Origin of the sequence: Gordonia sp. 135, from assembly GCF_009720185.1 — a bacterium.
In the GTDB taxonomy this organism is placed as follows: Bacteria; Actinomycetota; Actinomycetes; order Mycobacteriales; family Mycobacteriaceae; genus Gordonia; species Gordonia alkanivorans.
On record NZ_CP046257.1, the window covers coordinates 4,296,229 to 4,320,308 of the forward strand.

Consider the following 24,080-nt stretch of genomic DNA (forward strand, 5'->3'; position numbering starts at 1 on the left):
AGGGGCGTTTCTCGTCGAGGAGCCGGTCACCGGGACCGGTCACACCTGTCCGTACGGGTGCCATCCGTTGTGGTTCCACTTCCCGCCGCGACGCTCGCGCACCTCGCGCAGACTCGTACCGACGTACCGCGCCTCCAGCTCGGCATCCGGCGAGCCGGTGTAGACCCACCGTTTCGGGTCGAGGTTGCCGTCGGCATCCCGATACGCCTCCCAGTAATCGACGCGGTGCACCGCGCGGACGATGTCGTCGGCGAACACCAGGACCGGGAGATCGGGCACCGTGCGATGTGGTCCGGCCCGCCATCCACTGCGCGCCCACTCATAGATCTGCTCGGCACCGGCGTCTGGTCGGGCGGAATCGTCGACCTTCACCAGCACGCACGGCTCGGGCAGCGGAGGTGCGAGCGGCGCCGCGTGCTGCAGCACCATCTCGTCCAGTTGGATCGCGCCGCTCGACGCACTGTTCGTCAGCGGGAGTCGTGCCAGGCCGGCGAACTCGACCGTGAACTGCTGGACATACGCCGCCAACATCTCAGCGGAATCGACGACGTCGTCGCCGTGGCGGAGAATCCAGTGCTCCACGCCGAATCCGTCGGCATCGATGTCCCGGATGCGCTCCTCGGTCGCAGTCCAGACCGCCGGCGACTCGGCGTCCCCCACCACCTCCCCGGCATCCGGCGTGACACCGGCCAGCGCCGCGCGGGCGTGCTGGTGGACCCGGTTGCCGCGACCCGCACCCACGTAGAACACGGATGCATCACGCGGATCGACCAATGCGTAGATGTAGACGCCGAGTACGGACTGGACTTCGAGGGGCACGGGGTTCGGGGCGCCCGGCGCCGCGACCCCGACCGGCCGCAGGAGATCGAGGACCGCGTCGACTACAGACGGCCGCACCCCGAGACCGCCTCCGCGCAGACCGCCGATGATCACCTCGCCGGCACGCTCACGGTCGACGAACCGTCGGCCCGCGTTGGTGTCGATCGCATTCACGACGTCGACGACCTCGGCCCTCCGCGACCGCGCATCCCGTGACGCGGAACGCTCGTCCTCGGGGTCGAGCATCTCCGCGAATGCCGCCGACTCGAGGAATTCGACGAGCGCGGTGGCCGGCAACTCGACGGCGTCCATCCTGCTCATGTCCGCGATGATGCCAGGACGCGCGGGGTTGCGAGCGGTCGACTCGCCCCCACCGACGCGTCGCCACTACCAGACCGGTCCGCGCCACCCGCCGCAGACGACGAAGGGGCCCACCCCGAAGGATGGGCCCCTGGTCGTGTCACTCGTGATCAGCCGAGAACCAGTGACTCGCCGTCTGCACTGACGTTCACCGGAACGACGTCGCCGTCTCGGATGTCGCCGGAGAGCAGCTGCTTGGCGAGCTGGTCGCCGATGGACTGCTGCACCAGGCGGCGGAGCGGACGGGCACCGTACTGCGGATCGAATCCACGTGCGCCCAGCCATTCCTTGGCCTTGGGCGAGACCTCGAGGTCGAGGCGACGCTGGGCCAGCCGCTTCTTGAGCTGTCCGAGCTGGATGTCGACGATCGACACCAGCTCTTCGGGGCTCAGGGCGTCGAAGATGACCACATCGTCGAGGCGGTTGATGAACTCGGGCTTGAACGCCGAGCGCACCGCCATCATGACCTGGTCCTTGTCGCCACCGGCGCCGAGGTTCGAGGTCAGGATCAGGATGGTGTTGCGGAAGTCCACCGTCCGTCCCTGGCCGTCGGTGAGTCGACCTTCGTCGAGCACCTGCAGCAGCACGTCGAACACGTCCGGGTGGGCCTTCTCGATCTCGTCGAACAGGACCACCGTGTACGGCCGACGCCGCACCGCTTCGGTCAGCTGGCCACCGGCCTCGTACCCGACGTAGCCGGGTGGAGCACCGACGAGCCTTGCGACGCTGTGCTTCTCGCCATACTCGCTCATGTCGATACGGACCATCGCCCGCTCGTCGTCGAACAAGAACTCGGCGAGCGCCTTGGCCAGCTCGGTCTTGCCGACGCCGGTCGGGCCGAGGAACATGAACGAACCCAGCGGCCGGTTCGGGTCGGCGACACCGGCTCGGGCACGACGCACCGCGTCGGAGACGGCCTCGACCGCAGCCTTCTGCCCGATGACGCGCCTACCCAGCTCGTCCTCCATGCGCAGCAGCTTGGCGGTCTCACCTTCGAGCATGCGTCCGGCCGGGATTCCGGTCCACGCCGACACGACCTGCGCCACGTCGTCGGGTCCGACCTCCTCCTGCAACATCACGTCCTGACCGGGATCGGTACCGGTCTTCTCCAGCGCGGCCTCGAGTTCCTTCTCGAGACCCGGGATTCGGCCGTACCGGAGCTCGGCGGCGCGTCCGAGGTCACCGTCGCGCTCGGCGCGTTCGGCTTCTCCTCGGAGACGATCCAGCTCTTCCTTGAGGTCGCGGACCGCGTCGATGGCCGTCTTCTCCGACTGCCACCGTGCGGACAGCTCGTTGAGCTTCTCCTTCTGATCGGCCAGTTCGGCGCGCAACTTCTCGAGCCGTTCCTTCGACGCCGCGTCGGTTTCCTTCTGCAGCGCAACCTCTTCGACCTCGAGCCGGCGGACGATGCGCTCGACCTCGTCGATCTCGACGGGGCGCGAGTCGATCTCCATGCGCAGCCGCGACGCCGCCTCGTCGACGAGGTCGATGGCCTTGTCGGGCAGGAAGCGCGAGGTGATGTAACGATCGGAAAGCGTTGCGGCGGCGACCAATGCGGAGTCGGTGATGCGCACACCGTGGTGCAACTCGTACCGGTCCTTGAGGCCGCGCAGGATGCCGATGGCGTCCTCGACCGACGGTTCGCCGACGTACACCTGCTGGAAGCGACGCTCGAGCGCGGCGTCCTTCTCGATGTACTTGCGGTATTCCTCGAGGGTCGTGGCACCGACCAGCCGCAGCTCACCGCGGGCGAGCATCGGCTTGATCATGTTGCCGGCATCCATCGCGGAATCGCCTGTCGCACCGGCTCCGACGATGGTGTGCAGCTCATCGATGAAGGTGATGATCTGGCCGTCGGAGTTCTTGATCTCGTCGAGCACGGCCTTCAGCCGCTCCTCGAACTCACCGCGATACTTCGCGCCGGCGACCATCGAACCCATGTCGAGCGAGATGACGGTCTTGTTCCGCAGCGATTCGGGCACGTCACCGGCGACGACACGCTGGGCGAGGCCCTCGACGATCGCGGTCTTGCCGACACCGGGCTCACCGATGAGGACCGGGTTGTTCTTGGTCCGTCGGCTCAGCACCTGCACGACGCGACGGATCTCGGTGTCACGTCCGATGACCGGGTCGAGTTTGCCCTCGCGGGCGGCTGCCGTCAGGTCGGTCGAGTACTTCTCGAGTGCCTGGTACGTCGACTCCGGGTCCTCGCTCGTGACACGCCTGCTCCCGCGGACTGCGACGAACGCATCGCGCAGGGCCTGCGGGGTTGCTCCGGCGTTGTGCAGCAACTTGGCGACATCGGAGTCACCGGTCGCCAGACCGACGACGATGTGCTCGGTCGAGACGTACTCGTCGCCGAGCTCACCGGCCAGTTGCTGAGCTGCGCTGACCGCCGCGATCGATTCGCGGGAGAGCTGGGGGGTGGCACTGGCCTGGGCCACCGTCGGCATGCGGTCGACCAGCATCTGGGCCTGCGCACGAATGTTCGACGGGTCAACGCCCACTGCCTTGAGCAGCGGCGACGCGATGCCGTCGGACTGATCGAGCAACGCCACCAGGATGTGGGCCGGTCGCACGTCGGGGTTGCCAGCACTGGCCGCCGCCTGCACAGCAGCGCTCAATGCCTGCTGTGTCTTCGTGGTGGGGGTGAAGCTGTCCACTCGCGTGCACCTTTCTCTTTAGTCCAACAGGCTCAAGTATGAGCCATACGGAGGATGCAACGCCAACAAAGTTGAGTCCATTCCGCTCATGGCTTTCTATTTTGTGATCTGCGCCACTCCTACCAGAGTCGCCGCTTCCCGCCCGAAGCGCTAGCCGGAAGTAGCGCGGGTGTCGTCGAGGTCGCGCTTTTGCGCCGCGGGGGATGTCAGGCCATCGCATTCGTGGGTCGCGCCCCGGACTGACCGCCAGAACGATCGAGTCGGATGAGCCCGGAGAACTCGCACGCGCCTCACCCGCCTTGCCGTCGTCGCCGGATGGATGAGCAGCAGTCCGTTCAACCGTCCCGGGTGACCGAAACCGCGGCGTTCCGGACCCAGCTTTCAGTGGACACACGTACACTGAAATCATGTCTGTGGATTCCGCCCCCGCCCGCGAACTGCCGGCACTGGCGGCACTGGGCCGCGACGAGCTGAACAAAGCGGTCTCGGGCATCGCGGCCGTCCACTCATCCGTCGCCGACACCGTGTTCGCCGGTCTGCGCGTGGCGTGGGGAACGAGGGTCCGTCCGGCCCAGGTGATACATGACGCGATCAGCACGTCCGTCTACTCGGCGATCACATCGACCGTCGACGTGGCCGGCGACCTCGCCGAGTCGCTGACGGTTCACAACTCCGGCGTTCCGTCCGAGACCAAGCGGGGCGCCACGGCCATCGGCATCCTCGACGGGTTGATCGGTGATCAACTGACCGCCGAGCGGTCACCGCTGGCTCCGGAGATCGCCGTCCGGGTCGACGGCGCCGTCGTTCCGATCACCCCGGGCGACCTGGCCACGGCCTTCCCCCGGGCCACCGGACACCTCACGGTGTTTCTGCACGGGCTCATGGAGACCGAGTTCGCGTGGGAGCGCGGAGGCAAGCCCACTTACGGCGCGCGCCTCGCCGATGACCTCGGCAGCACCGAGGTCATGATCCGGTACAACTCGGGACTACACATCAGTGACAACGGCCGCCGTCTCGCCCAGCTACTCGACGATCTCGTGTTGTCGTGGCCGGTACCGGTGACCGACCTGACCCTCATCGGCCACTCGATGGGCGGCCTGGTGATCCGCAGTGCGTGCCATCAGGCCGTCGACCCGTACTGGCCCAAGCTGGTTCGACAGACCGTATGCCTCGGGACGCCGCACCTCGGCGCACCGTTGGCACGAGGGGTTCACTGGGCGACTGCTGCCCTGCGCCTGCGGCCGACCAGCCGCCCGTTCGGCACTCTCCTCGGTCGTCGCAGTGCCGGCGTTCGCGATCTCTTCCACGGGGCGATCGCCGAAGATCATTGGCGCGACACCGATCCCGACGCCTTTAGGCAGCCGGCCGTCGACTATCCGCCGCTCATGCAGGGGGCGCGACACCTTTACGTGACAGCGACCGTGACCCGGCGACCCGACCACCCCTTCGGCCGCATCGTCGGCGACGGATTGGTGATGACGAACAGCGGCGGCGGTCGAGATCGGAGGCGACACCTCGGATTCGAGATCGATGATGGACTCCACGTCGGCGGCGCCCATCACTTCACCTTGCTCAACGATGACGCCGTCTACGAGTGGATGCTGCCCCTGTTGAGGCCTCGGCGTGCGCTACCGCCGGGCACCGACTGACCCGCCCCGCACGATCGCGACCTCGCCCCACTAGCGCCGGTTGCAGGTGGCGCCCCTACCCCGAAGTCGAGATTCTGCGACGGCGCGAGCCGGTCCGCACTCGCCACCACAACCCCACCCACGACACGACAACCAGTGCAGCGACCAACCCACGAACCAACCCGAGTGCCGAATCCGGGTAGATCACCCCGGTCAGGTAGTTGTCGATGAATCCTGTCGGCGGCAATCCGGCCTCCCCGGCCCGACGCCGCGCCCAGTTCTCGGCGTCGGTGAGCGGGCACTCCAGACCGACGACCACCGACGCCATCCCCCACCCGACCGCGACCAGGTGCAGCGCGATGGTGCGCGGCCACCGCCAGGCGATGAACCCGCCGAACATGACGTACAGCAGGAACATCAGATGCAGGACCGCGATGCCGTCGGCCAGGACCCGATAAGGCATATGTCCAGCGTAAATCGATCGGGTTCACCAATCTGCCGATCTGGAACCCGCCGATATCGGACACTCGAAGCGAGAAGCACCCGTTCGACGGAAGGACGCCAACGGTGAGCGCGAGCATGACCGACGAGGCCGCCAACGTATTCGCCGATCCGACGGCCTACGCCGACGAGCCGCGACTGCACGCGGCGATGACCTACCTTCGAGCGCACAACCCGGTCGCCTACGTCGACAAGGCTCCGTACCGGCCCTTCTACGCGATCACCAAGCACGCCGACATCATGGACATCGAGCGCGACAACAACCTGTGGCTAAGCGAACCGCGCCCGGTGCTGGTAACCGCCGTGGCCGATGACTTCGCCAGGTCGCAGCTCGAGTCCGGCGCCGGGTTGCGCACCCTGATCCACATGGACGACCCACACCACAAGAAGGTGCGCGCGATCGGTCAGGATTGGTTCCGGCCGAACGCGTTGCGCGAGTTGCAAGTACAGGTGGACGCACTGGCGAAGCGTTACGTCGACAAGATGGTTGAGATCGGTCCGGAGTGTGACTTCGTCGAGGACATCGCCATCCACTTCCCGCTGTACGTGATCCTGTCGTTGCTGGGACTGCCCGAAGAGGACTTCCCTCGAATGCACCAGCTCACCCAGGAGATGTTCGGCGCCGACGACAAGGAGTACCAGCGCGGCGCCACGCTCGAGGAGCGGATGGCCACCCTGCTCGACTTCTTCAACTACTTCAGCACGCTGACCGCCTCCCGACGCGCGAATCCCACCGGCGACCTGGCGTCGGCAATCGCCAACGGCCGCATCGACGGTGAGCCTCTCTCCGACGTCGACACCGCCTCCTATTACGTGATCGTCGCCAGCGCCGGCCACGACACCACCAAGGACGCGATCTCCGGAGGTCTGCGCGCACTCATCGAGAACCCCGGCGAACTCGACCGTCTCCGCCGCGAGCCCGACCTCATCGGAACCGCGGTCGAGGAGATGATCCGTTGGACCACTCCGGTCAAGGAGTTCATGCGCACCGCCGCCGCGGACACCACGGTGCGTGGCGTACCCATCAGCAAGGGCGAATCCGTCTATCTCGCTTACACTTCGGCAAACCGGGACGAAGAGATCTTCGACGACCCGTTCACCTTCGACGTCGGGCGCTTCCCGAACAGACACCTGGCCTTCGGTTACGGCGTGCATTTCTGTCTCGGCGCAGCGCTGGCCCGGATGGAGATGAGAAGCCTGTTCAGCGAACTGATCCCACGTCTGGACTCGATCGAGTTCGCCGGCGAGCCCGAGTTGGCCGCGACCGTGTTCGTCGGCGGACTCAAGCACCTGCCGATCCGCTACTCGCTGCGCTGAGCCGCACGCATCGAACCCGGCCGAACTGGGTACACGCACGTCCATGACCCACTTCGACTTCTACTTCGATCCGGTGTGTCCGTTCGCCTGGGCGGCGTCACGATGGCTCCGTGACCGCGCGGCCGCCCACGGTGCCGACGTCGACTGGCATCTCATGAGCCTCGCGATCCTCAACGAGAACGAGGAACCCGACTCCGACGAACAGCACCGCCGACTCGAGACGGCTCGCCGTCTGGGTCGCGTTATCGCAGCTGCGACCGCGAAAGCCGGCGCAGACGCGATCGACCCGCTCTACACAGCGCTCGGCAAGCGAATCCACCACGCCGGCGACGAGATGACACCCGGTGTCGTCGCCGAGGTGCTGACCGCGGCAGGACTCCCCGCCGAACTGGCCGACGCCATGGACGACGAGTCGTTCGACACCGCGGTGCGTGAATCCCACCAGCGCGGTCAGGATGCTCTCGGTGAGGACGGCGGCAGCCCGATCCTCGGCATCGACGGCACCTTCTTCTTCGGTCCCGTGCTCGCCGACCTCCCGACCGGCGACGAGGCCGAGGCGCTCTACTCCTCGCTCGTCACCCTCGCGGGGACCCCGACCTTCGCCCAGTTGAAGCGACCGGCCGGTCCGCCGACGTTCTCGTGATCAGCGGATCTCCAGGTCGACCCGCTCGTCGTAGAAGCAGATGAGGTCCCGCACGGGCTCGGCGTCGTGCAGCGGATCGGTGTAGGTCCACGCGATGTCGGGGACGATCTCGTCGCCGACGAGTGCCGACCAGTACGTCGCCTGACCTTTGTAGGCGCACACGGTGACGGTGTCGGAGCGCTGGAGAACGTCCATCCGGACATCCTGCCGCGGGATGTAATGCCGCGGCGGCAGGTGCGTCTCCAGCAGCAGCGTGGGATTCCGGCTCTCGGCCAGTACCGTGTCCCCGATCCGTACGACGACGCGTCTGCTGGTGGGCAGGCAATCGATCCGTTGGTACGGGTCATGGGCGTGCCCCATGACGGTCTGTTCCTCCTCACGCCATTCGTCGAACGCGTCCCAGTCAAGTAGCACATAGTCGGCGAGATCGGGGTCGTCGAGCCGGAAGGCGGCCCCGGCGAGCATCCGCCCGTCGGCAACGATGTCGTACGTCGCGCCCGACGCGGTGTGCAGCGCGAACGGATGCGCCGGGGTCAGGATCGGCGGGTGCTCGGCGGGCGGCATCGTCGGTCGGTGGTGTTCGAGCAGGCCCTCGATGTCGGCGGACGGTACCGCGTAGCACCCGACCACCCGGTGTGGCTCCCACACCTGGATCGGGGCGGCGGAATCGACGACCGCCTGGCCGTCGACGAATGCTCGGACCCGACGGCGCATGTCCGTCCACCGCAGCAGATCCACCTGAGACTTCGTGACTTCATCCAGTGACGTGGCCATGGACCGATGGTCCTCCGGCTCGTGTCGATTCGCCAGGGCCCGGGCGGCGACCACCGTTGACAGTTCGCTCGGCGCGCGGGTAGGCAGACGAGGTGACCACTGCGCCGAGCTTCACCGAAACCCGCTTCGACGAAGTCACGGTGCTGGCGCCGGCCGGCGGCGGAGCGTTCCCTCGCGGCAACACCGTCGTCGTGCACGGCAGCGAGGCGACGCTGGTCCTCGATCCCTCCCTCGACGTCGATCACGACCCCGTCGGCGCGGATGCGGTCATGATCAGCCACGCCCATGAGGACCACATCGCCGGACTGCGCCACTTCGACACCGCCAAGTACGCGCACCACGACGAGGTCGGCGGAGTCCGCTCACTTCAGGTCCTCCTCGACGGCTACGGACTCACGCCGGACGAACGCGCCGCGGTCGACGCCCAGATCGGGGACACCTTCGCGCTCCCGCCCGGCTTCCCGGAGGCAGAGGGTGTAGGCGACGGTCATGTCTTCGACCTCGGCGACCTCACCGCGACGGTCGTCCACCTGCCCGGCCACACGCGCGGACACTGCGGTGTACTCGTGGAACCGACGGGCTTCTTCTACATCGCCGACATCGACCTCACGTCCTTCGGACCCATGTACGGCGACGTCGGCAGCAGCGTCGACGACTACCTGGCCTCCCTCGCGCGCGTCCGCGAGGTCGACGCCCGCTGGTACGGAACCTTCCATCAGAAGGGAGTCGTGGAGGGCGCCAAGGACTTCCGGGAACGCCTGACTGCGTACGAGGGCGTCATCCACCGCCGTGAGGAACGCCTGCTGGCGTTCCTCGACCGGCCCCGGCCACTCGACGAGATCGTCGAGTACCGTCTCGTGTACCGGCCGCATGTGCAGATGCCGTTCGTCAACGCGGTCGAGCGCCGTACGGCCGGGCTCCATCTCGAGCGCCTCATCCGGCACGGACAGGTCGCGCGCAGCGACGACGGGTCATTCCACCGGAGGTGACCTGCCCGACAGATTCAGCTGCCCTTCAACATCGCGGGCCTACCGTCACTGCGTGAACACCATCAACGGATTGCCTCTCCACCCCCTGCTCGTACACATCGTCGTCGTGCTGGTGCCGCTCAGCGCGCTCATGGCGATCGCCGCGGTGTGCTGGCCCGCCGCTCGCGCCCGCCTGGGGATCCTCACTCCCCTGGTGGCTCTCGTCGCGCTGATCGCCCTTCCGCTCACCACCAGTGCCGGGGAATCACTGGAGGAGCAGGTCGGCCCCAGCGCGGCAATCGAACGCCATGCCGGATTCGGCGAGCAGGTGATCTATTGGGTGGGGCCGCTGTTCGCGCTCGCCGTCGTCTGGTGGGCGCTGCACAACGAGCGGGTGACAACCGCCGTTCACGCGAGAATCCCGGCGTCGTCCAAGCTCTCGCAGCGGGCAGTGGCAGTTGCTCTCGGGGTCGCACTGGTCGTGGTGGCGCTCGGTTCGCTGTACATCGTGTTCCGAACCGGGGAATCCGGTGCCAGGTCGGTCTGGTCCTGACACGCACGAACGTGTGAATCTCCTCGACCCCGCCGACTCCGGGCAGATACTGGAACACATGCGCGTACTGGTCGTCGAGGACGATCCGCGGGCGGCCGAGACCCTGCGTCGGACCCTGCAAGCCGAAGGCTGGGCCGTCGACACGGCCGCCGACGGAGTGGAGGGTGTCGAATCCGCCTGTGCCCGAACCTACGACGTCATCGTCAGCGACATCATGATGCCGGGGCGCAACGGCTACGAACTCGTCCGAGAGCTACGGCACCGCAGCGTGTGGACGCCGGTTCTCATGCTGACCGCCAAGGACGGCGAGTACGACGAGGCCGACGCCTTCGACCTCGGCGCCGATGACTACATGGTCAAACCGTTCTCCTTCGTCGTCCTGTCCGCGCGACTGCGTGCGCTCGCACGACGCGGCGCCCCGGAACGACCCACCGTCCTGCAGGCCGGCTCGCTCTCCCTCGACCCGGCGAGACGGGAGGTCCGACGCGGGGAGACACCGATTCGCGTGACCGCCCGCGAGTTCGCGGTCCTCGAATACCTGATGCGGCACAAGGGCGACGTGGTCAGCAAGGACGACATCCTGCAGTCCGTGTGGGACGAGCACTACCGCGGCGACGACAACATCGTGGAGGTGTACGTGGGCTATCTCCGACGGCACATCGACACGCCCTTCGGCTGCCGCTCCATCGAAACGGTACGCGGCGCCGGTTACCGACTCGCCGACAACGGCGGTGACCCGTCGACCTGATCCGCCCGGAGCGGTAGCGACACCTCGATGGAGCAACCCCCGCCGTCGGTGTCGGAGACGGTGACGGTGCCGTGATGCGCACGAACGATCTCGTCCACGATCGAGAGCCCGAGTCCGCTACCTCCGCGACGATCTCGTGAATCGTCGAGCCGGACGAAGCGGCCGAATACACGCGCACGATCGTCGGCGGGGATGCCGGGCCCGTCATCGGCGACCCTCACCGTCACCCGATCCGGCTCGACGGCCATCGTCACCGCAACCGCGGAACGGGCGTGACGAACTGCGTTGTCGCACAGATTCCGTACGACGCGACCGAGCTGATCACGATCGCCGATCGCCCGGACCGGCAGCACGGTCGCCGAGATGTCGAGATCGGTCGTGAGATCGAGACGGGTGACCTCGTCGTTGACGATGTCGTCGAGATCCACTTCGTCGAGCGACGGCCGGAGTCCGTACTCGTCGGCGCGCGCCAGCAGGAGAAGATCGTCGACGAGGTCGCGCAACCGGTGTGCCTCGGGCAGGAGAAGAGTGGACACCGTCCCGGAGTCGATCGGTTCACCTGTCCGGACGGCGAGTTCGAGCAACCCCAGAATCGTGACCAGCGGACTACGCAGCTCATGTGAGGAGTCGCCGACGAATCTGATCTGTTGTTCGCGAGCGAAGGCCAGCGCATCCAGCATCTCGTTCATCGTCACCGCCAGGGTGGCGATCTCGTCGTCGGTGTCGGCGACCGGAACGCGCCGCGCGACGCCTGATCGCGAGATCTCCGCGACCTCGGCGCGAATCGCCTCGACCGGCCGCAACGCGCGACCGACGAGCTGGTAGGTCGTCACGGCCGCCACGACGAGAATGCTCGGAAACACCACGCACAACACCCCGAAGACCGTCCACACCGTCGCGTGGAGGTGTCCTTCGCCGGCGCCGACCACGACGTTCAGCACCGTCCCGTCCGGCGTCGTCACACCCCGGACGACGGCGCGGAACTCGGTGCCGTCGCCCGGAAATGTCGCGTCGTTCACGGTCCGCCGCACTCCTGCGTCGACCGGGGTCACCAGCGGACGTACCCGCTGCCGTTCATGACTGGCCGCGAGGACGGTCCCGTCCCGGGCGAGGACCTGCACCACGCCGATCGAGTCGGTCGGCTCCAGCTCCGTCGGTGGCACCGCTCCGATACCGCCCCGCGCGAGGGCATCGACGATCTCCTGGCTCCGCGTCGACGTCGCTTCATCGGCGGCGTCCGTCAGCGATCGGTAGACGACGATCAACACCAGACCGCCGGCGACCGCCAAGGCCACGAAGAGGGTCGCCACCCCGACAACCGTCAGCCGCAGTCGAACACTGCGCCATCTGAGCCCGAACAGGTCATGCTGTGGCACGGTCGCACTCATCTCACCATCGACGTAGGCACTCACTGACCTCCGCCAGCACCCGCTCGGCCCGTTCGGCCCCCAGCGCCTGAGCCGCGCCGGTGACACCGATCTCGAGTTCACCGGCCGACGTCGGGCATCCCTCCACCTGCAGCAGCCACCGGGTACGACGCGGCGGCAACGCGTAGAGGGTTCCCCCTGCCGACGGGGGCGAGATCACCGGCGTCCAGCCGAGCAGGACGGGTACGGGAAACAGATTGTCGGCGTCGACGGTTCGGCCGGCGAGATCCAGGACGTCCTCCATGGGTGCCGTCGCGGCTCGAATGCAGGTGCGTCGCAACGTGACCGCGGCGTCGCGGTCATCACCGGCCGACAGCGGGGTGATGACCGCGAGCACATGATTGCCCACCACGTCCTCCGCACCCGCGGGCCGTTTCGACACCGTTGTCGCGGCCAGGACTCGGAGTTGACCGGTGATGTTCGCCAATGCCGTGGCCACCACCTCGCCGAAGGCTTCGAACGGCGTCAGGTGTTCGGCCGCCGCCCGGCTCCGGAAACGGGCATAGGTGTCGGCGTCTATCAACACACGCCGTCGGACCGCGACATCGTTCCTCCGCGACGCCGGGTCGACCCCGTTCCACTCGAAGACCGAATCGCTCTGCTGCACCAGCAATTCCTTCCAGAAATTGTGCAGCTCGAGGTCGTCCTCGTCGGCGCCCGGCGGCGTCGTGGTCTCCAGCGCGAACGACGCACTCTCCGGCGCCAGAGCCCCGCCCGTCATCAGTGTCTCGGCGTCGCGGGCGAGCACCCCGAGCGAGCGCCCGTCCACCGCTATGTGATGCATCACCGCGACCGCGGCCATGACGTCGCCGTCCGAACCGACGAGAAGACGCACCGCGATCGGCGGCGCGACCCGCACATCGAGGCCGGCCGCCATCTCTTTCGCCTCTGCGCGCAGCCGCTCCCGATCCGGCACCTCGACCACGTCGGCCAGGTCCACGACCGCGTCGACGACGTCGCGGCCCGTCGTCCGCCGAACCGGGCCCGCGGCGGTGTCGGGATACACCGAGCGCAGAGCGGGGTGGCGTTCGAGGAGGGCGCCGATGAGCGCCGTTGTCTCCTGTGTGCCCGGCCGCGCCCATGACGCTGGGACCCAGGCGACGCAGATCAGTTGCGCGAACGGGTGACCCGGCTCGCGCACCACGGTCAGCTCGGCGGGCGTCAGAGAACGCTCGGCGGTCGCGTCGCCCGCCGATTCATCGCGCACCGGTGTCGTCGCCGCCGTCATCAATTCGCCGAGGGACGCGAGATCGGGCGCGGTCAACACGTCGTTCGGTCCGATCTCCGGGTGTCCTGCCTCTGCGAGTCTCTGAGCCACCCGCACGACGGCCAGCGAGTCGCCGCCCTGTTCCACGAAACCCATCATCGGGTCCACCGATTCGATTCCCAGCACTTCCCCGACCACTTTCACCAGCAGCGCTTCGTGGGGGCCCGCCGCCTCCCGCGACGGCGCGTTGACCGGCAACGGGATGTCCCGCAGCGCGGCGATACTCAGCTTTCCGGTGGCTGCACGAGGCATCTCGTCGAGGACGACGACCATGGTCGGCACCATGTACGACGGCAGCATCCGCGCCAGCTCCCGGCGAAGCGCACGCGAACCAGGAGGGCGGGAGGTGTCGTCGGGGACCACGAACGACACGATCCCGGGAATCCCCGCCGGCAGATCGCGAAACGTCGTGGCGCAGCGTCGGACTCCTGCACAGCGCATGAGTGCCGCGTCGATCTCGCCGAGTTCAATCCGGAGACCGCGCAACTTGACCTGGCCGTCACGCCGGCCGAGGATGCGCAGGTCACCGGCGTCGGTCCAGGTGGCGATGTCACCGGTTCGGTACATGACCGTATCGTCGGAGATGGTGCATTCGACGAATGCCTCGGCGGTCTGCTCGGGGTCGTCCAGGTATCCGTCGGCCAATTGCGTTCCCGCACAGTACAGAGTGCCGAGTGCGCCCGGCGGCTGAGGTCGGCCGCGCCGGTCCAGTACCGACTCGGTCACCCCGACCATCGGCGGGCCCACGGTGATCTCACCGTCCGGCGACAGTGGCCGGGAGATGTTGATACTGCACCGGGTTTCCGTGGGACCGTACGCATTCCGCATGGGCACACGTCCACTCCAGCTGTCCACCAGTCGGGGCGGCAGGGCCTCACCGCCGACGATCACCTGGGTGAGCCCGTCCGCGAGGTCGACCGGCAGGGTGTCGAGTACCGACGGCGTCATGATGATGTGGGTTACGCCCGCTCGCCGAATGAGCTCGGCGAGAGGATCGCCGCCGCGGGTCGACGCCGGCGCGACGATCAGTGTCGCGCCGGTCGCGACGGCGGACAGCATCTCGACGAAGCCGGTGTCGAACGTCGGGGACGAGACGTGCAGCACCCGTGACCGGGAGGTCAGCGCATACGACTCCCGGATCTCGGCGACCAGGGCGGGGATCCCGCGGTGCGGCATGACCACACCTTTCGGGCGCCCGGTCGAACCCGAGGTGAAGAGAATGTACGCCGTGTCGTCGGGACCGCGGTCGAGCCCCGGCGGTCTCCACTCGCGGGTGTCGACGGAAGTTGTTGCGGTGTCCCCTTCTTCGGTCAAGTCGACCCAGCGGACACCGCCGTCGACGACCACCCCCGGGTCACACACCCCGACCCGTGCTCCGCTGCGGGCGAGGAGCGTCTGCGTTCGCGCCTCCGGGGCCGTCGGATCTCCCAGCGGTACCCAGGCGCCGCCGGCCAACAGTACCGACCAGAAGGCGACCACCGAGGCCGCCGACCGCTCCACGGCGACGACGACCGGGTCCCCTGCCCGCACGCCCGCCGCCGCGAGCCGCCGCGCACCGCGACCAACCCGTTCCGCGAGCTCGGAGCGTGACCACTCGATGTCGCCGTCGACGAGCGCGGGCGCCGACGGATCGGCTGCACAGTAGTCGGCGAACAACGCTGCCGTCGGGCTGAAAGGCGGTGCCGGCGGTCCGTTGCGACGTCGGAAGCGATCCCACTCCCCCTCCAGGAAGACCGCGTCGTCGGGGATCGGCGCTTCGTCGTCGATCTCGCGAACCAGGGCCGTCAGGAAGTTGTCGTATCGCGCGGCAAGAGTGTCCAGTGCCGCAGCGTCGAAGCTCACCGCCGGCGCTTCCCAGGTGACCGCCCGGTGCCCGAGCTGATCGGCAGGGTGCATCGTCACCGCCACGTCACCGACCGGGCCGGTCCGCATCACCTCCAGGGACCAGTGGAGACCGTCGACGACCGGCGGGGAGAACGAGGGCAACAGGTTGACCACCACCCCGACAGCGGCGGATCGCGGGCTGTCACGAAGCATGTCCTCACGCGAGTAGAGCTGGTGCCGCAACACGTCGATCACTGCCGACGACACTGCTTCGACCGACTCCGCGGCCGTGAGGTCACCGATCCCGCCCAGGGCGAGCGGCACCACATTCGACAGCGGCTGCACCGCGATTCGACGCACCGCCGACGTACGCGCCGCGACCGGGAGCGCGAGCCCCACGTCGGGAGTGTCGAGGAGCCGCGCGCACAAACCGGCCAGCGCCGCGATGAGCTCCTCCGACCGGGCGGATCGTGGACTCGTCAATCGTCGTGTCACGCGGGTGATCTCCGACGTCATCCGCGCGGGCACTGCAGACAGCAACGACGGTTCATGTCCGGCGAGAACGGATTTCCAATGTTGCGCATCGGATTCCCGACGGCGCGACACGGCGTACCGGTCCTCGTCGGCCGCCAGCTGAACGGGGTCTGACACCGGAAGATCGGCCGCCGAGGCCGAGCCGCCGTACACATCGGCGACATGACCCATGACCCGCAAGACCCCGGCACCGTCGGTCAGCACGTGGTGGACACGTATCACCCATCGGTGCCGATCCTCGGCCAGCCGGTGCAGCTCACTGCGGAACAACGGCATCGTGAGGTCTGCGCCGTCGGCGTCGTCGATGAACTGCTGTGCGCGGCTCTCGCTTTCGGCTTCCGGATCAGCGGACCGGGAGAGATCGACACTCACCATCGACTCGAGTGAGGAGTTCGCACGCCGGAGTGGTTCGGCGACACCGCCATCCGGCGTAGTGGGCTCGGCCGGGGAGAATCCCGCCGGGATGTGTACGTCATCCCACCCGACGTGTTCGAGTACCGCACGAGTCGTCTCGACCAGACGCGGGACGTCGAGCGGCCCACGCAGGGTGAGCCCGAATGCGATGACGTGAGAGACGTCCGGTTGAAGGACCTGGGACATCCACAACGCACGTCGCGTCGCCGTCATCGCCGTTCGCCCCGGGACGGGTCCTCGACGGGCGATCGTCGGCGGTGCTGCTCAGCCGGGTCCACATCTCGAACGTAGTCCCGGAAAGTTGAAAGGCGGCTGAAGTACGAGGTACGCGGCCTGCCCTGTCGTCGCATCTGCAGGCAGTTCACGCCCCCAGCGCCCTGGCGAACATGGGCCAGGACTGGTGCATCTGGTCCTGCCAGTAACCCCACGAGTGGGTCCCGACCGCCGGGAACCGTACGACAGCCGGGATACGAAGGGCCGCAAGCCGCTGAGCCAGGGTGACCGTGCAGCTCCGGGCGGCGGCCTCGCTGAAGCCGCCGGCCGTCACCTGCGCAGCAAGCTTTCCGACGTCCCCGCGGACCGAGCGGTCGGCCGGGTTGTCGTGCCCGCCCGGCAGGCCGGTGGCCGCAGAGATCCACAGTGCCGGCGTGCGACGAGCCAGCTTGTATGCGTTGACAACGGGGTCCTGCGCAGCCCATTCGGGGTCGCCCGGCAGCCCGTACATGTTCGTCGCGTCGGCTCCGTAAGGAACGAAAGCGACATTCCTCAGCAAGAGCTGCCCGGTGGGCGTCGCGGTCTCGGCACAGCCCGAGTAGGCACCCACCGCGCGGTACAGACCGGGATGATTCTCCGCGAGGCGGATCACCGAGTTGCCGGACATCGAGATCCCGGCGATGCCACGCGACCGCCCGAAGCTGTATCCGCCGTGCCTCCCCTCGAACGTCGCAGGCAGTTCGGAGGTCAGGAACGTCTCCCAGCGCAGCGGTCGCGACGTCTTCACCTGGTATCGGAAGTTCGCCGCCGGGTCCACGCGCCGCCAGTTGGCGTAGTAGGTCGCCGCGCCGCCGATCGGGGTCACGGTCCAGACGTTCTTGTTGGCGTAGAAGGCGTTCGCGTCGGTGGCGTGGGTCCAGTCGTCGTTCTCCTCGCCGCCCGACGACCCGTTCAGCATGTACATCACCGGTGCGGCCTGGTGGCCGTTCGCCGGGGTCTGTACCAGCAGCGGGACCTGCGTCTGCATCGACGGAGACCACACCGAGGCGACGAAATTCCGTGGCGACGTCCAGGTCTGCCGGTAGGGCGCTCCGGGACTCGCCTGTGCGTACCGGACGCCGTCGAGCGTGCGGGCCTCCGCGGTACCGGCTCCGATACCCAGCAGGCCGACGACCACGGCGAACACCGAGAAGATCGCGATGCCCACCGACGCCCTGCCGCCTGAGCCTGGATCCGTGGAGGGGTGTGGGGTGTCGGTGATATAAAAATGCCCTCTGAGCTGGGATGATTGGTGGTGTTGAGACACTAAACATCCCAGCTCAGAAGGCACTTTCAGTGAAAGTATCACACAGCTTCTCGGCCACGTCGGCACTCTTTGACGATGACAATCTGGTGTCGCATGCCGGGTTGGTGCCGGTGATGGAATTGGCTCACTCGACCGGGGTGGCCGCATTGCTGGCCGAACGGGTCGATCTGGGCACCACCCGGGTCGCTTCCGCCGGAGCCAACCTGGAAGCGAAACTGCTGACCGTGATCGCCGGGTTATGTTGCGGCGCTGACAGTATCGACGACCTCGACATCGTCCGGGCCGGTGGGCACACCCGCCTGTTCGACCGCGTATACGCCCCGGCCACGATCGGACAAACCCTGCGGGAGTTCACCCCCGGGCACACCCGACAACTCAACGCCGTGATGACGCGCTCGCTGCCGGCGATGTGTGCCCGGGCAGGATTGTTACCCACCGACGGTGCCCGCGTGTTCCTCGATATCGATTCCCTGCTGCGCCCGGTCTATGGCTACCAGAAGACCGGCGCCTCCTACGGACACGCCAAGATCGCCGGACGTGAACTGCTGCGTCGGGGCCTCTCACCGCTGATCGCCACCCTCAGTGCACCCGAGCACCCACCGGTGATCGCCAACGCCTGGCTGCGCGCCGGGCGCGCCGCCTCCGGCGCCGGAGCAGCAACGATGCTCGCCGAAACCATCGCCACCGCCCGCCGCGCCGGAGCCGCCGGTGAGATCACCGTGCGCGCGGATGCCGCCTACGGGTCGGCCGAGGTGATGGCTACCTGCCAACGCCTGGGCGCCACGTTCTCGCTGGTCCTGCGGACCAACACCGCGATCACCCGCGCAATCACCGCCATCGGCGACGACGCCTGGACACCGGTGTCCTATCCCGGGGCGGTCACCGACCCCGACACCGGCGAGTTGATCTCTGATGCCGAAGTCGCCGAAACCACCTACACGGTCAAACCACTCTCACCGCACCCGATCACCGCCCGACTCATCGTGCGGCGAGTCAAAGCCCATCACCCCGCCGACACCGACACCCTGATGCCGGCCTGGCGGTATCACTCGTTTTTCACCAACACCACCGACGACACCGTTACCGCCGACATCAACCACCGCGGCCACGCCGTCATCGAGACCGTGTTCGCCGACCTCATCGACGGACCGCTGGCGCATCTTCCCTCCGGCGTTTTCGGCGCCAACGCCGCCTGGCTGGCCCTGACCGCCATCAGCCACAACCTCATGCGCACCCTCGCCGCGCTCAGCGCGGCCCCCAGACTACGAGCCGCGCGCGGAGCGACGCTGCGCCGCACGCTCATCGCCGTGCCCGCCCGACTGGCCCGACCAGCACGAACACCCATCCTGCACCTGCCCCGACACTGGCCATCCCAACACGCATTCACCACCCTGTGGGCCGCGGTGAACACCACCTGACCCAACACCCCAACACGCCCACCCACGACCAGGAAACCCAGTGAAAAAGCTGACGCAAGATCAGCGAATACCCGACGCCCACAACACGATCAACCACTCACGCACACCCCACCACCACTCACCCACACCCCTCCACGGATCCAGGCTGAGGTGCGAGGAGCGAAAGCGCCCGGCCCCCAGCTGCCTGAGGTGCGAGGAGCGAAAGCGCCCGGCCCCCAGCTGCCTGAGGTGCGAGGAGCGAAAGCGACGAGCCACGAAGGCCTGGTGACGTCATTCCCCGACTTGCGCTTCATACGGAACTCCCACCTCGGCGTGCACCGGGGCCGACGGCCCCGCGCTCCGTCATCGTAAACACGTGGGATTGCGCACGGGAACCGCTTGGTCGATCGTCCAGGTCCGCGGGGCGAGTCAGGCCGAGGGCGCGGGTGACCTCGACTCCGCCGGACCCAACCGACGTACTACCGTTTGTCGTGTAACTCGACTCGGAGGTTTTACTGTGCAGAACATCGGCGTCATCGGCGGCGGCACCATGGGAGCTGGCATCGCGGAGGTGTGCGCGAAGTCCGGCAGCGATGTCGTCATCATCGAGGTCAAGCAGGAGTTCGCCGACGCCGCGCGTGCGCGCGTCGAGAAGTCCCTGGCCCGCGCCGTCAGCAAGAACAAGCTCAGCCAGGAGGACGCCGACGCCGCGCTCGGCCGTCTGCGCGTCAGCCTCGACTACGCCGACCTCGCCGACCGCGACCTGGTCATCGAGGCCGCTCCCGAGAACGAGCAGCTCAAGCGCGACATCTTCGCGCGCCTCGACGAGGCCGTCGGCGAGAACACCATCTTGGCCACCAACACCTCGTCGATCCCGATCATCAAGGTCGCCACCGCGACCAAGCGTCCCGAGCGCGTCGTGGGTGTCCACTTCTTCAACCCGGTCCCGGTGATGCCGCTGGTGGAGATCATCTCGACCCTGGTCACCTCGCCGGAGACCGCCGAAGCGGTCAGCACCTATGTGAAGGACGTTCTGGGCAAGAACCCGGTCAACGCCGGCGACCGTTCGGGCTTCATCGTCAACGCTCTGCTCATCCCATACCTCTGTCAGGCCATCCGGATGTACGACTCCGGCTACGCCTCGGCCGAGGACATCGACACCGCAATGAAGGGCGGTTGCGGCTACCCGATGGGACCGCTGACCCTCGTCGACACCATCGGCCTCGACATCACCCTTGCCGCCGCCGAGTCGCTGTACGACGAGTTCGCCGAGCCGCACTTCGCGCCGCCCGCACTGCTGCGCCGCATGGTCGACGCCGGTCACCTGGGCCGCAAGTCCGGACGCGGCTTCTACTCCTACTGATCGAGCCGGGACGATCCCGGCAGAACGCCCCCGACGACGCACCATGCGTCGACCGGGGGCGTTTTGTCGTCTTCGCGCTTTTCCCCCGGTGCACGAAACCCGGCTGTGACCCACCTCACCAACCACGTAGGCGACTGTGGCATAACAGTTTTCGGATCAACACTGCGGCGGATATCGAGAGGGAGGTTACGTACCCGGTCGTCGTGGCAACACTCTGGACGTACACATCCCGTCGCGGATGAGAAGGGAGCGAGACCGAATGACTGTTTCGACCACCACCGTCCACCAGCAACTTCGTGCAATCCTCGCGATGACCCACACCGAGATCCAGATCGCCGAGACGCGTCAGGCCCAGGCCCGGACCGACGCGATCCGCAAGGAGCTCGCCGAGAACGCCGAGAACGCCCGGCTGCGCGCCGTCGCGATCGAGGAAGCCCTCCGCGAACGCGGGGGACTCGTCGACGTGATCCGTCCCGTGATCGGCCGGGTCGGCGCCCTGGCCAAGACCGTCGTCGAGCAGGCCCAGCCGCTGGACGAGGCACTCCTCGACGATCTCGCCCTCGAGCAGCGACTCCTCGCACGTTCGACGTACCTCAAGGCCCTCGCCACCGGTCAGGAGGACAAGGCACTCGTCGATCTCGCCGAGAAGCTGATCGTCGCCCACACCGCGACGGCCGACTGGCTGACCACCGTTCTCGCCGAAGAAGCATTGGGCGGGCCGACCGCACTGCGTCGTGGCCCGACCCAGTGGGTCAGCGGACTCGCCGCGCGTGCGCTCGCCGCACCGGCCAACGGCGCCTCGTGGGCCATCGACCGGACCGCCGACTTCGCCCGACAGATCCCCGATCCGGTCGCGCTGGTACGCAGCCGCTTCGCGAGCGCCGTAGACGACGCCGCGGTTGCCGCCTCACGCGCCGGTGACGCCATCGAGAACGCGGGCACCGCTGTCTCGAAGACCGTCGCCGCCGGACGCGACGCAGCCCTCGAGGCTGTCGAGGAGAGTGCCCGCGACAACGGCGCCAAGGGTGCCGCGGACGCACTCCACCAGCTCCGCGCGATCACCGGGACTGTCGAGGCCGAGGACCTGCCGATCGAGGGCTACACCGACCTCAACGTCGGCGATGCCGTGGCCGCGGTCAAGGACCTCACCACGCCGGCCGATCTGCGGGTGACCCTCGCCTACGAGGAGACCCACAAGAACCGCCAGCGGGTGGTCTCGGCCATCGAGATCCGTTTCGCCGAGCTCGCCAAGGAACTGGTCGGCATCGACAGCTGATCTGGCACAAGACAACACGACGGCCGTCATCCTTTTCGGATGGCGGCCGTCGTCGTGTGTCCGCACCGCGCGCGTCTGACGTCGCGATCACGGGATCCGTTCGCGCTCATCGATATCGCGTGAGCGCGAACGGACGAAGTGAGCGAAGAATCGCGACCGATTCGTCGAAATCGCAGCTCACGCGCCCAGTCGCGTCGTAATCTCGCGCGATGACCTTCCGCACCGCAACAATCACCGCCCTCGCCGCGGCCACGCTCCTCACGCCCGGCCTCCTCGGGCCGGCCCTCGCGAATGCGACTCCCTCGTCGGGGATCTCAGCGGTCACCCTCGCCCACACCGACATCCCTGCCGGACTGCTGCCGTTCATCCCCCAGGGCGCTCACGTCGAGGTCCGCGAGATCACCATCGCCCCCGGCGGCACCACCGGCTGGCACTACCACGACGCCCAGATCTACGGCTTCGTCCGGCAGGGCACTCTCACCCACCCGGGAGCGGACTGCAAGCCGGTCGTCTACCGGGCGGGCCAGATCATCGAAGAGCCCGGCGGGAAGGTCAACACCCACGAGGGCACCAACCTCGGCACCGTTCCGGTGATCCTCGACGTCCTCTACGTGATGCCGCCCGGCAAGCCGTTGTCGGAGGACGCCGACGCACCGGCCTGCGCGCAGCCGTAGACGTTCGCGCCGTAGCATTCCGACGCACCGAACTCAACCGACCGGGAGACCCGCCGCCTCGGTGATGATGTGCGCCAGGTCGCCGGGTCGGCTCCACATGGGCCAGTGCCCGGTCGGCAGGTCGACGAAGTCGACCTGCTCGAGCCTCGACACCTCGGCGAACATCGGGTGACCCGCGTCGGCCAGCTCCGTTATCCGCGCGCTCGGGATCGAGCAGCACACCAGAGTGGTCGGGACCGCCAGACGCGCGTCGTTGGTGAGCTCCACCCGCTGCCGGAGCACGAGCCCGGGTTCCGGAACGGCCCTGGCCCGAAATCGCTGGAGCGCTTCGGTGCTCAGCCCCTCGAAGCTCGCCTGCTCCCCGAGTACATCGAAGGGCGGCAGCGAAAGCTCGTCCAGATCCTCCGGCGCATCCGGGGCGAACACGCTCCCCGACGCGACGGGACCGCTGTCAACCCAGACCACGCGGCGTATGAGTTCCGGCCGCCGATCGAGCACCAGACTCACCGGCGCGTTTGCCCCGCTGTGCGCCACGATCACCACCGGCACGGACTCGGATGCCCCTGCTCCGAGGAGCGTCTGTCCGATCGCCTTCGCCTGGTCGTCGAGCGTCCTGGAGGCCCGTCCGCAGTCCTGCTCGTCGAGGCCGGGAAGCGTCATCGGAATGGCCCGCCGACTCGCCGCGGTCAGGTGTTCCAGTACCTCGTCCCATGCCCACGCCCCCAGCCAATGTCCGGCGATCAGGATGATGGGTGGGTTGCTCTCATTCGTCGTCACGTCACGAGGCTGCCAGGCCTCTAGGACAGCTACTGTCACCATTCCGGCAGCGGCCCTGCGTCTCCCGTGGTCGTGTACGACGACCGCGTCACGCTCCCTCTCAGCTGACCCGTCAATCCGCTGTTCCCACGGAGTTTTGATCAGATCCAGAAAAACGACGTGAACGCGTAGACGGTGTGCCTAAGGTGGTCGCGTGGCATCGACATCGGACTATGCCCAGCAACTCCGGGCCGCGGACCTTCGAGTCACCCAACCACGGGTGACGGTCATGCATGCCGTCGACGAACATCCCCACACCGACACCGAGACCATCTACGGCATCGTTCGCCAGACGCTGCCCAACGTGTCCCGCCAGGCCGTCTACGACGTCCTGCGGGCGCTGACCGAAACCGGTCTCATCCGGCGGATCCAACCGTCGGGTTCGGTGTCGCTCTACGAATTCCGCACCGGCGACAACCATCACCACGTCGTCTGTCGCTCTTGCGGAACCGTCGAGGACGTCGACTGCGCGGTCGGCGAGGCACCGTGCCTCACCGCCTCCCACGATCACGGTTTCGTCCTCGACGAAGCTGAGGTCATCTACTGGGGACTCTGCCCGGATTGCGTCAGTTCAGCCCCGATTTGATCACGCCCG

19 protein-coding genes are annotated in these 24,080 nt (G+C 67.6%); 11 read left to right on the forward strand and 8 right to left on the reverse strand.

What is annotated here, in order from left to right:
• Nucleotides 1-39: 39 nt before the first annotated feature.
• Together GKZ92_RS19430 and clpB are read right to left on the reverse strand one after the other, a co-directional pair.
• Complete coding sequence (locus tag GKZ92_RS19430; protein WP_006359806.1) at nucleotides 40-1,131, reverse strand: GIY-YIG nuclease family protein; 1,092 nt, start codon at nucleotides 1,129-1,131, stop codon at nucleotides 40-42.
• Nucleotides 1,132-1,289: 158 nt separating this feature from the next.
• Nucleotides 1,290-3,842: an ATP-dependent chaperone ClpB gene (gene clpB / locus GKZ92_RS19435; protein ID WP_006359805.1), complete on the reverse strand. Its 2,553-nt coding sequence runs from the start codon at nucleotides 3,840-3,842 to the stop codon at nucleotides 1,290-1,292.
• Nucleotides 3,843-4,249: 407 nt separating this feature from the next.
• Between clpB and GKZ92_RS19440 the strand changes: the two genes are divergently transcribed.
• Nucleotides 4,250-5,491, forward strand: coding sequence for an esterase/lipase family protein (locus GKZ92_RS19440; RefSeq protein ID WP_035754521.1), 1,242 nt, complete (start codon nucleotides 4,250-4,252; stop codon nucleotides 5,489-5,491).
• 55 nt (nucleotides 5,492-5,546) lie between these two features.
• Here the strand turns inward: GKZ92_RS19440 and GKZ92_RS19445 are convergent, their stop codons facing one another.
• Nucleotides 5,547-5,933: a DUF2784 domain-containing protein gene (locus GKZ92_RS19445; RefSeq protein ID WP_006359803.1), complete on the reverse strand. Its 387-nt coding sequence runs from the start codon at nucleotides 5,931-5,933 to the stop codon at nucleotides 5,547-5,549.
• Nucleotides 5,934-6,049: 116 nt separating this feature from the next.
• Between GKZ92_RS19445 and GKZ92_RS19450 the strand changes: the two genes are divergently transcribed.
• Together GKZ92_RS19450 and GKZ92_RS19455 are read left to right on the forward strand one after the other, a co-directional pair.
• Nucleotides 6,050-7,288 (forward strand): cytochrome P450, encoded by a 1,239-nt coding sequence (locus tag GKZ92_RS19450; RefSeq protein ID WP_006359802.1) that lies wholly within the window; start codon nucleotides 6,050-6,052, stop codon nucleotides 7,286-7,288.
• A gap of 43 nt (nucleotides 7,289-7,331) precedes the next feature.
• The gene (locus tag GKZ92_RS19455) at nucleotides 7,332-7,931 is read left to right on the forward strand and encodes a mycothiol-dependent nitroreductase Rv2466c family protein (RefSeq protein WP_006359801.1); all 600 of its coding nucleotides are present in this window, start codon (nucleotides 7,332-7,334) and stop codon (nucleotides 7,929-7,931) included.
• Here the strand turns inward: GKZ92_RS19455 and GKZ92_RS19460 are convergent, their stop codons facing one another.
• Nucleotides 7,932-8,705 carry a DUF427 domain-containing protein gene (locus GKZ92_RS19460; protein ID WP_035754519.1) on the reverse strand — a complete coding sequence of 258 codons (774 nt, stop codon included), beginning with the start codon at nucleotides 8,703-8,705 and terminating at the stop codon, nucleotides 7,932-7,934. It abuts the gene before it with no gap.
• Between the two features lie 92 nt (nucleotides 8,706-8,797).
• Between GKZ92_RS19460 and GKZ92_RS19465 the strand changes: the two genes are divergently transcribed.
• Genes GKZ92_RS19465 through GKZ92_RS19475 form a run of 3 tightly spaced genes read left to right on the forward strand, consistent with a single transcriptional unit; the run spans nucleotide 8,798 to nucleotide 10,974 of the window.
• Nucleotides 8,798-9,694: an MBL fold metallo-hydrolase gene (locus tag GKZ92_RS19465; RefSeq protein ID WP_035754517.1), complete on the forward strand. Its 897-nt coding sequence runs from the start codon at nucleotides 8,798-8,800 to the stop codon at nucleotides 9,692-9,694.
• A gap of 52 nt (nucleotides 9,695-9,746) precedes the next feature.
• Nucleotides 9,747-10,226 carry a DUF2231 domain-containing protein gene (locus GKZ92_RS19470; protein WP_006359798.1) on the forward strand — a complete coding sequence of 160 codons (480 nt, stop codon included), beginning with the start codon at nucleotides 9,747-9,749 and terminating at the stop codon, nucleotides 10,224-10,226.
• 58 nt (nucleotides 10,227-10,284) lie between these two features.
• The gene (locus GKZ92_RS19475) at nucleotides 10,285-10,974 is read left to right on the forward strand and encodes a response regulator transcription factor (protein WP_035754655.1); all 690 of its coding nucleotides are present in this window, start codon (nucleotides 10,285-10,287) and stop codon (nucleotides 10,972-10,974) included.
• Here GKZ92_RS19475 and GKZ92_RS19480 read toward each other — a convergent pair.
• The 3 genes from GKZ92_RS19480 to GKZ92_RS19490 form a co-directional block, all read right to left on the reverse strand.
• Nucleotides 10,935-12,284 (reverse strand): sensor histidine kinase, encoded by a 1,350-nt coding sequence (locus tag GKZ92_RS19480; protein ID WP_230461839.1) that lies wholly within the window; start codon nucleotides 12,282-12,284, stop codon nucleotides 10,935-10,937. The genes GKZ92_RS19475 and GKZ92_RS19480 overlap by 40 nt on opposite strands.
• 79 nt (nucleotides 12,285-12,363) lie before the next feature.
• Complete coding sequence (locus GKZ92_RS19485; RefSeq protein WP_006359795.1) at nucleotides 12,364-16,626, reverse strand: non-ribosomal peptide synthetase; 4,263 nt, start codon at nucleotides 16,624-16,626, stop codon at nucleotides 12,364-12,366.
• A gap of 175 nt (nucleotides 16,627-16,801) precedes the next feature.
• On the reverse strand, nucleotides 16,802-17,860 hold the full coding sequence (locus tag GKZ92_RS19490) for an alpha/beta hydrolase (RefSeq protein WP_035754515.1): 1,059 nt from the start codon (nucleotides 17,858-17,860) through the stop codon (nucleotides 16,802-16,804).
• A gap of 128 nt (nucleotides 17,861-17,988) precedes the next feature.
• Here GKZ92_RS19490 and GKZ92_RS19495 point away from each other — a divergent pair, with 128 nt between their 5' ends.
• The 4 genes from GKZ92_RS19495 (at nucleotide 17,989) to GKZ92_RS19510 (ending at nucleotide 22,669) form a co-directional block, all read left to right on the forward strand.
• A complete protein-coding gene (locus GKZ92_RS19495; RefSeq protein WP_006360329.1) occupies nucleotides 17,989-19,377 on the forward strand; it encodes an IS1380-like element ISGosp1 family transposase in 1,389 nt (462 codons plus the stop codon).
• A 496-nt stretch (nucleotides 19,378-19,873) separates the two neighbouring features.
• Nucleotides 19,874-20,719, forward strand: a complete 846-nt coding sequence (locus GKZ92_RS19500) for a 3-hydroxybutyryl-CoA dehydrogenase (RefSeq protein WP_005198135.1) — start codon at nucleotides 19,874-19,876, stop codon at nucleotides 20,717-20,719.
• A gap of 259 nt (nucleotides 20,720-20,978) precedes the next feature.
• The gene (locus GKZ92_RS19505; RefSeq protein ID WP_035754513.1) at nucleotides 20,979-21,995 is read left to right on the forward strand and encodes a hypothetical protein; all 1,017 of its coding nucleotides are present in this window, start codon (nucleotides 20,979-20,981) and stop codon (nucleotides 21,993-21,995) included.
• Between the two features lie 209 nt (nucleotides 21,996-22,204).
• Nucleotides 22,205-22,669, forward strand: coding sequence for a cupin domain-containing protein (locus GKZ92_RS19510; protein WP_006359792.1), 465 nt, complete (start codon nucleotides 22,205-22,207; stop codon nucleotides 22,667-22,669).
• Between the two features lie 33 nt (nucleotides 22,670-22,702).
• Here GKZ92_RS19510 and GKZ92_RS19515 read toward each other — a convergent pair whose 3' ends face one another.
• The gene (locus GKZ92_RS19515; protein ID WP_035754652.1) at nucleotides 22,703-23,446 is read right to left on the reverse strand and encodes an alpha/beta fold hydrolase; all 744 of its coding nucleotides are present in this window, start codon (nucleotides 23,444-23,446) and stop codon (nucleotides 22,703-22,705) included.
• A gap of 193 nt (nucleotides 23,447-23,639) precedes the next feature.
• On the opposite strand from GKZ92_RS19515, the gene GKZ92_RS19520 reads away from it, so the two are divergent.
• Nucleotides 23,640-24,071 carry a Fur family transcriptional regulator gene (locus tag GKZ92_RS19520; protein ID WP_006359790.1) on the forward strand — a complete coding sequence of 144 codons (432 nt, stop codon included), beginning with the start codon at nucleotides 23,640-23,642 and terminating at the stop codon, nucleotides 24,069-24,071.
• The last annotated feature ends 9 nt before the right edge of the window (nucleotides 24,072-24,080 follow it).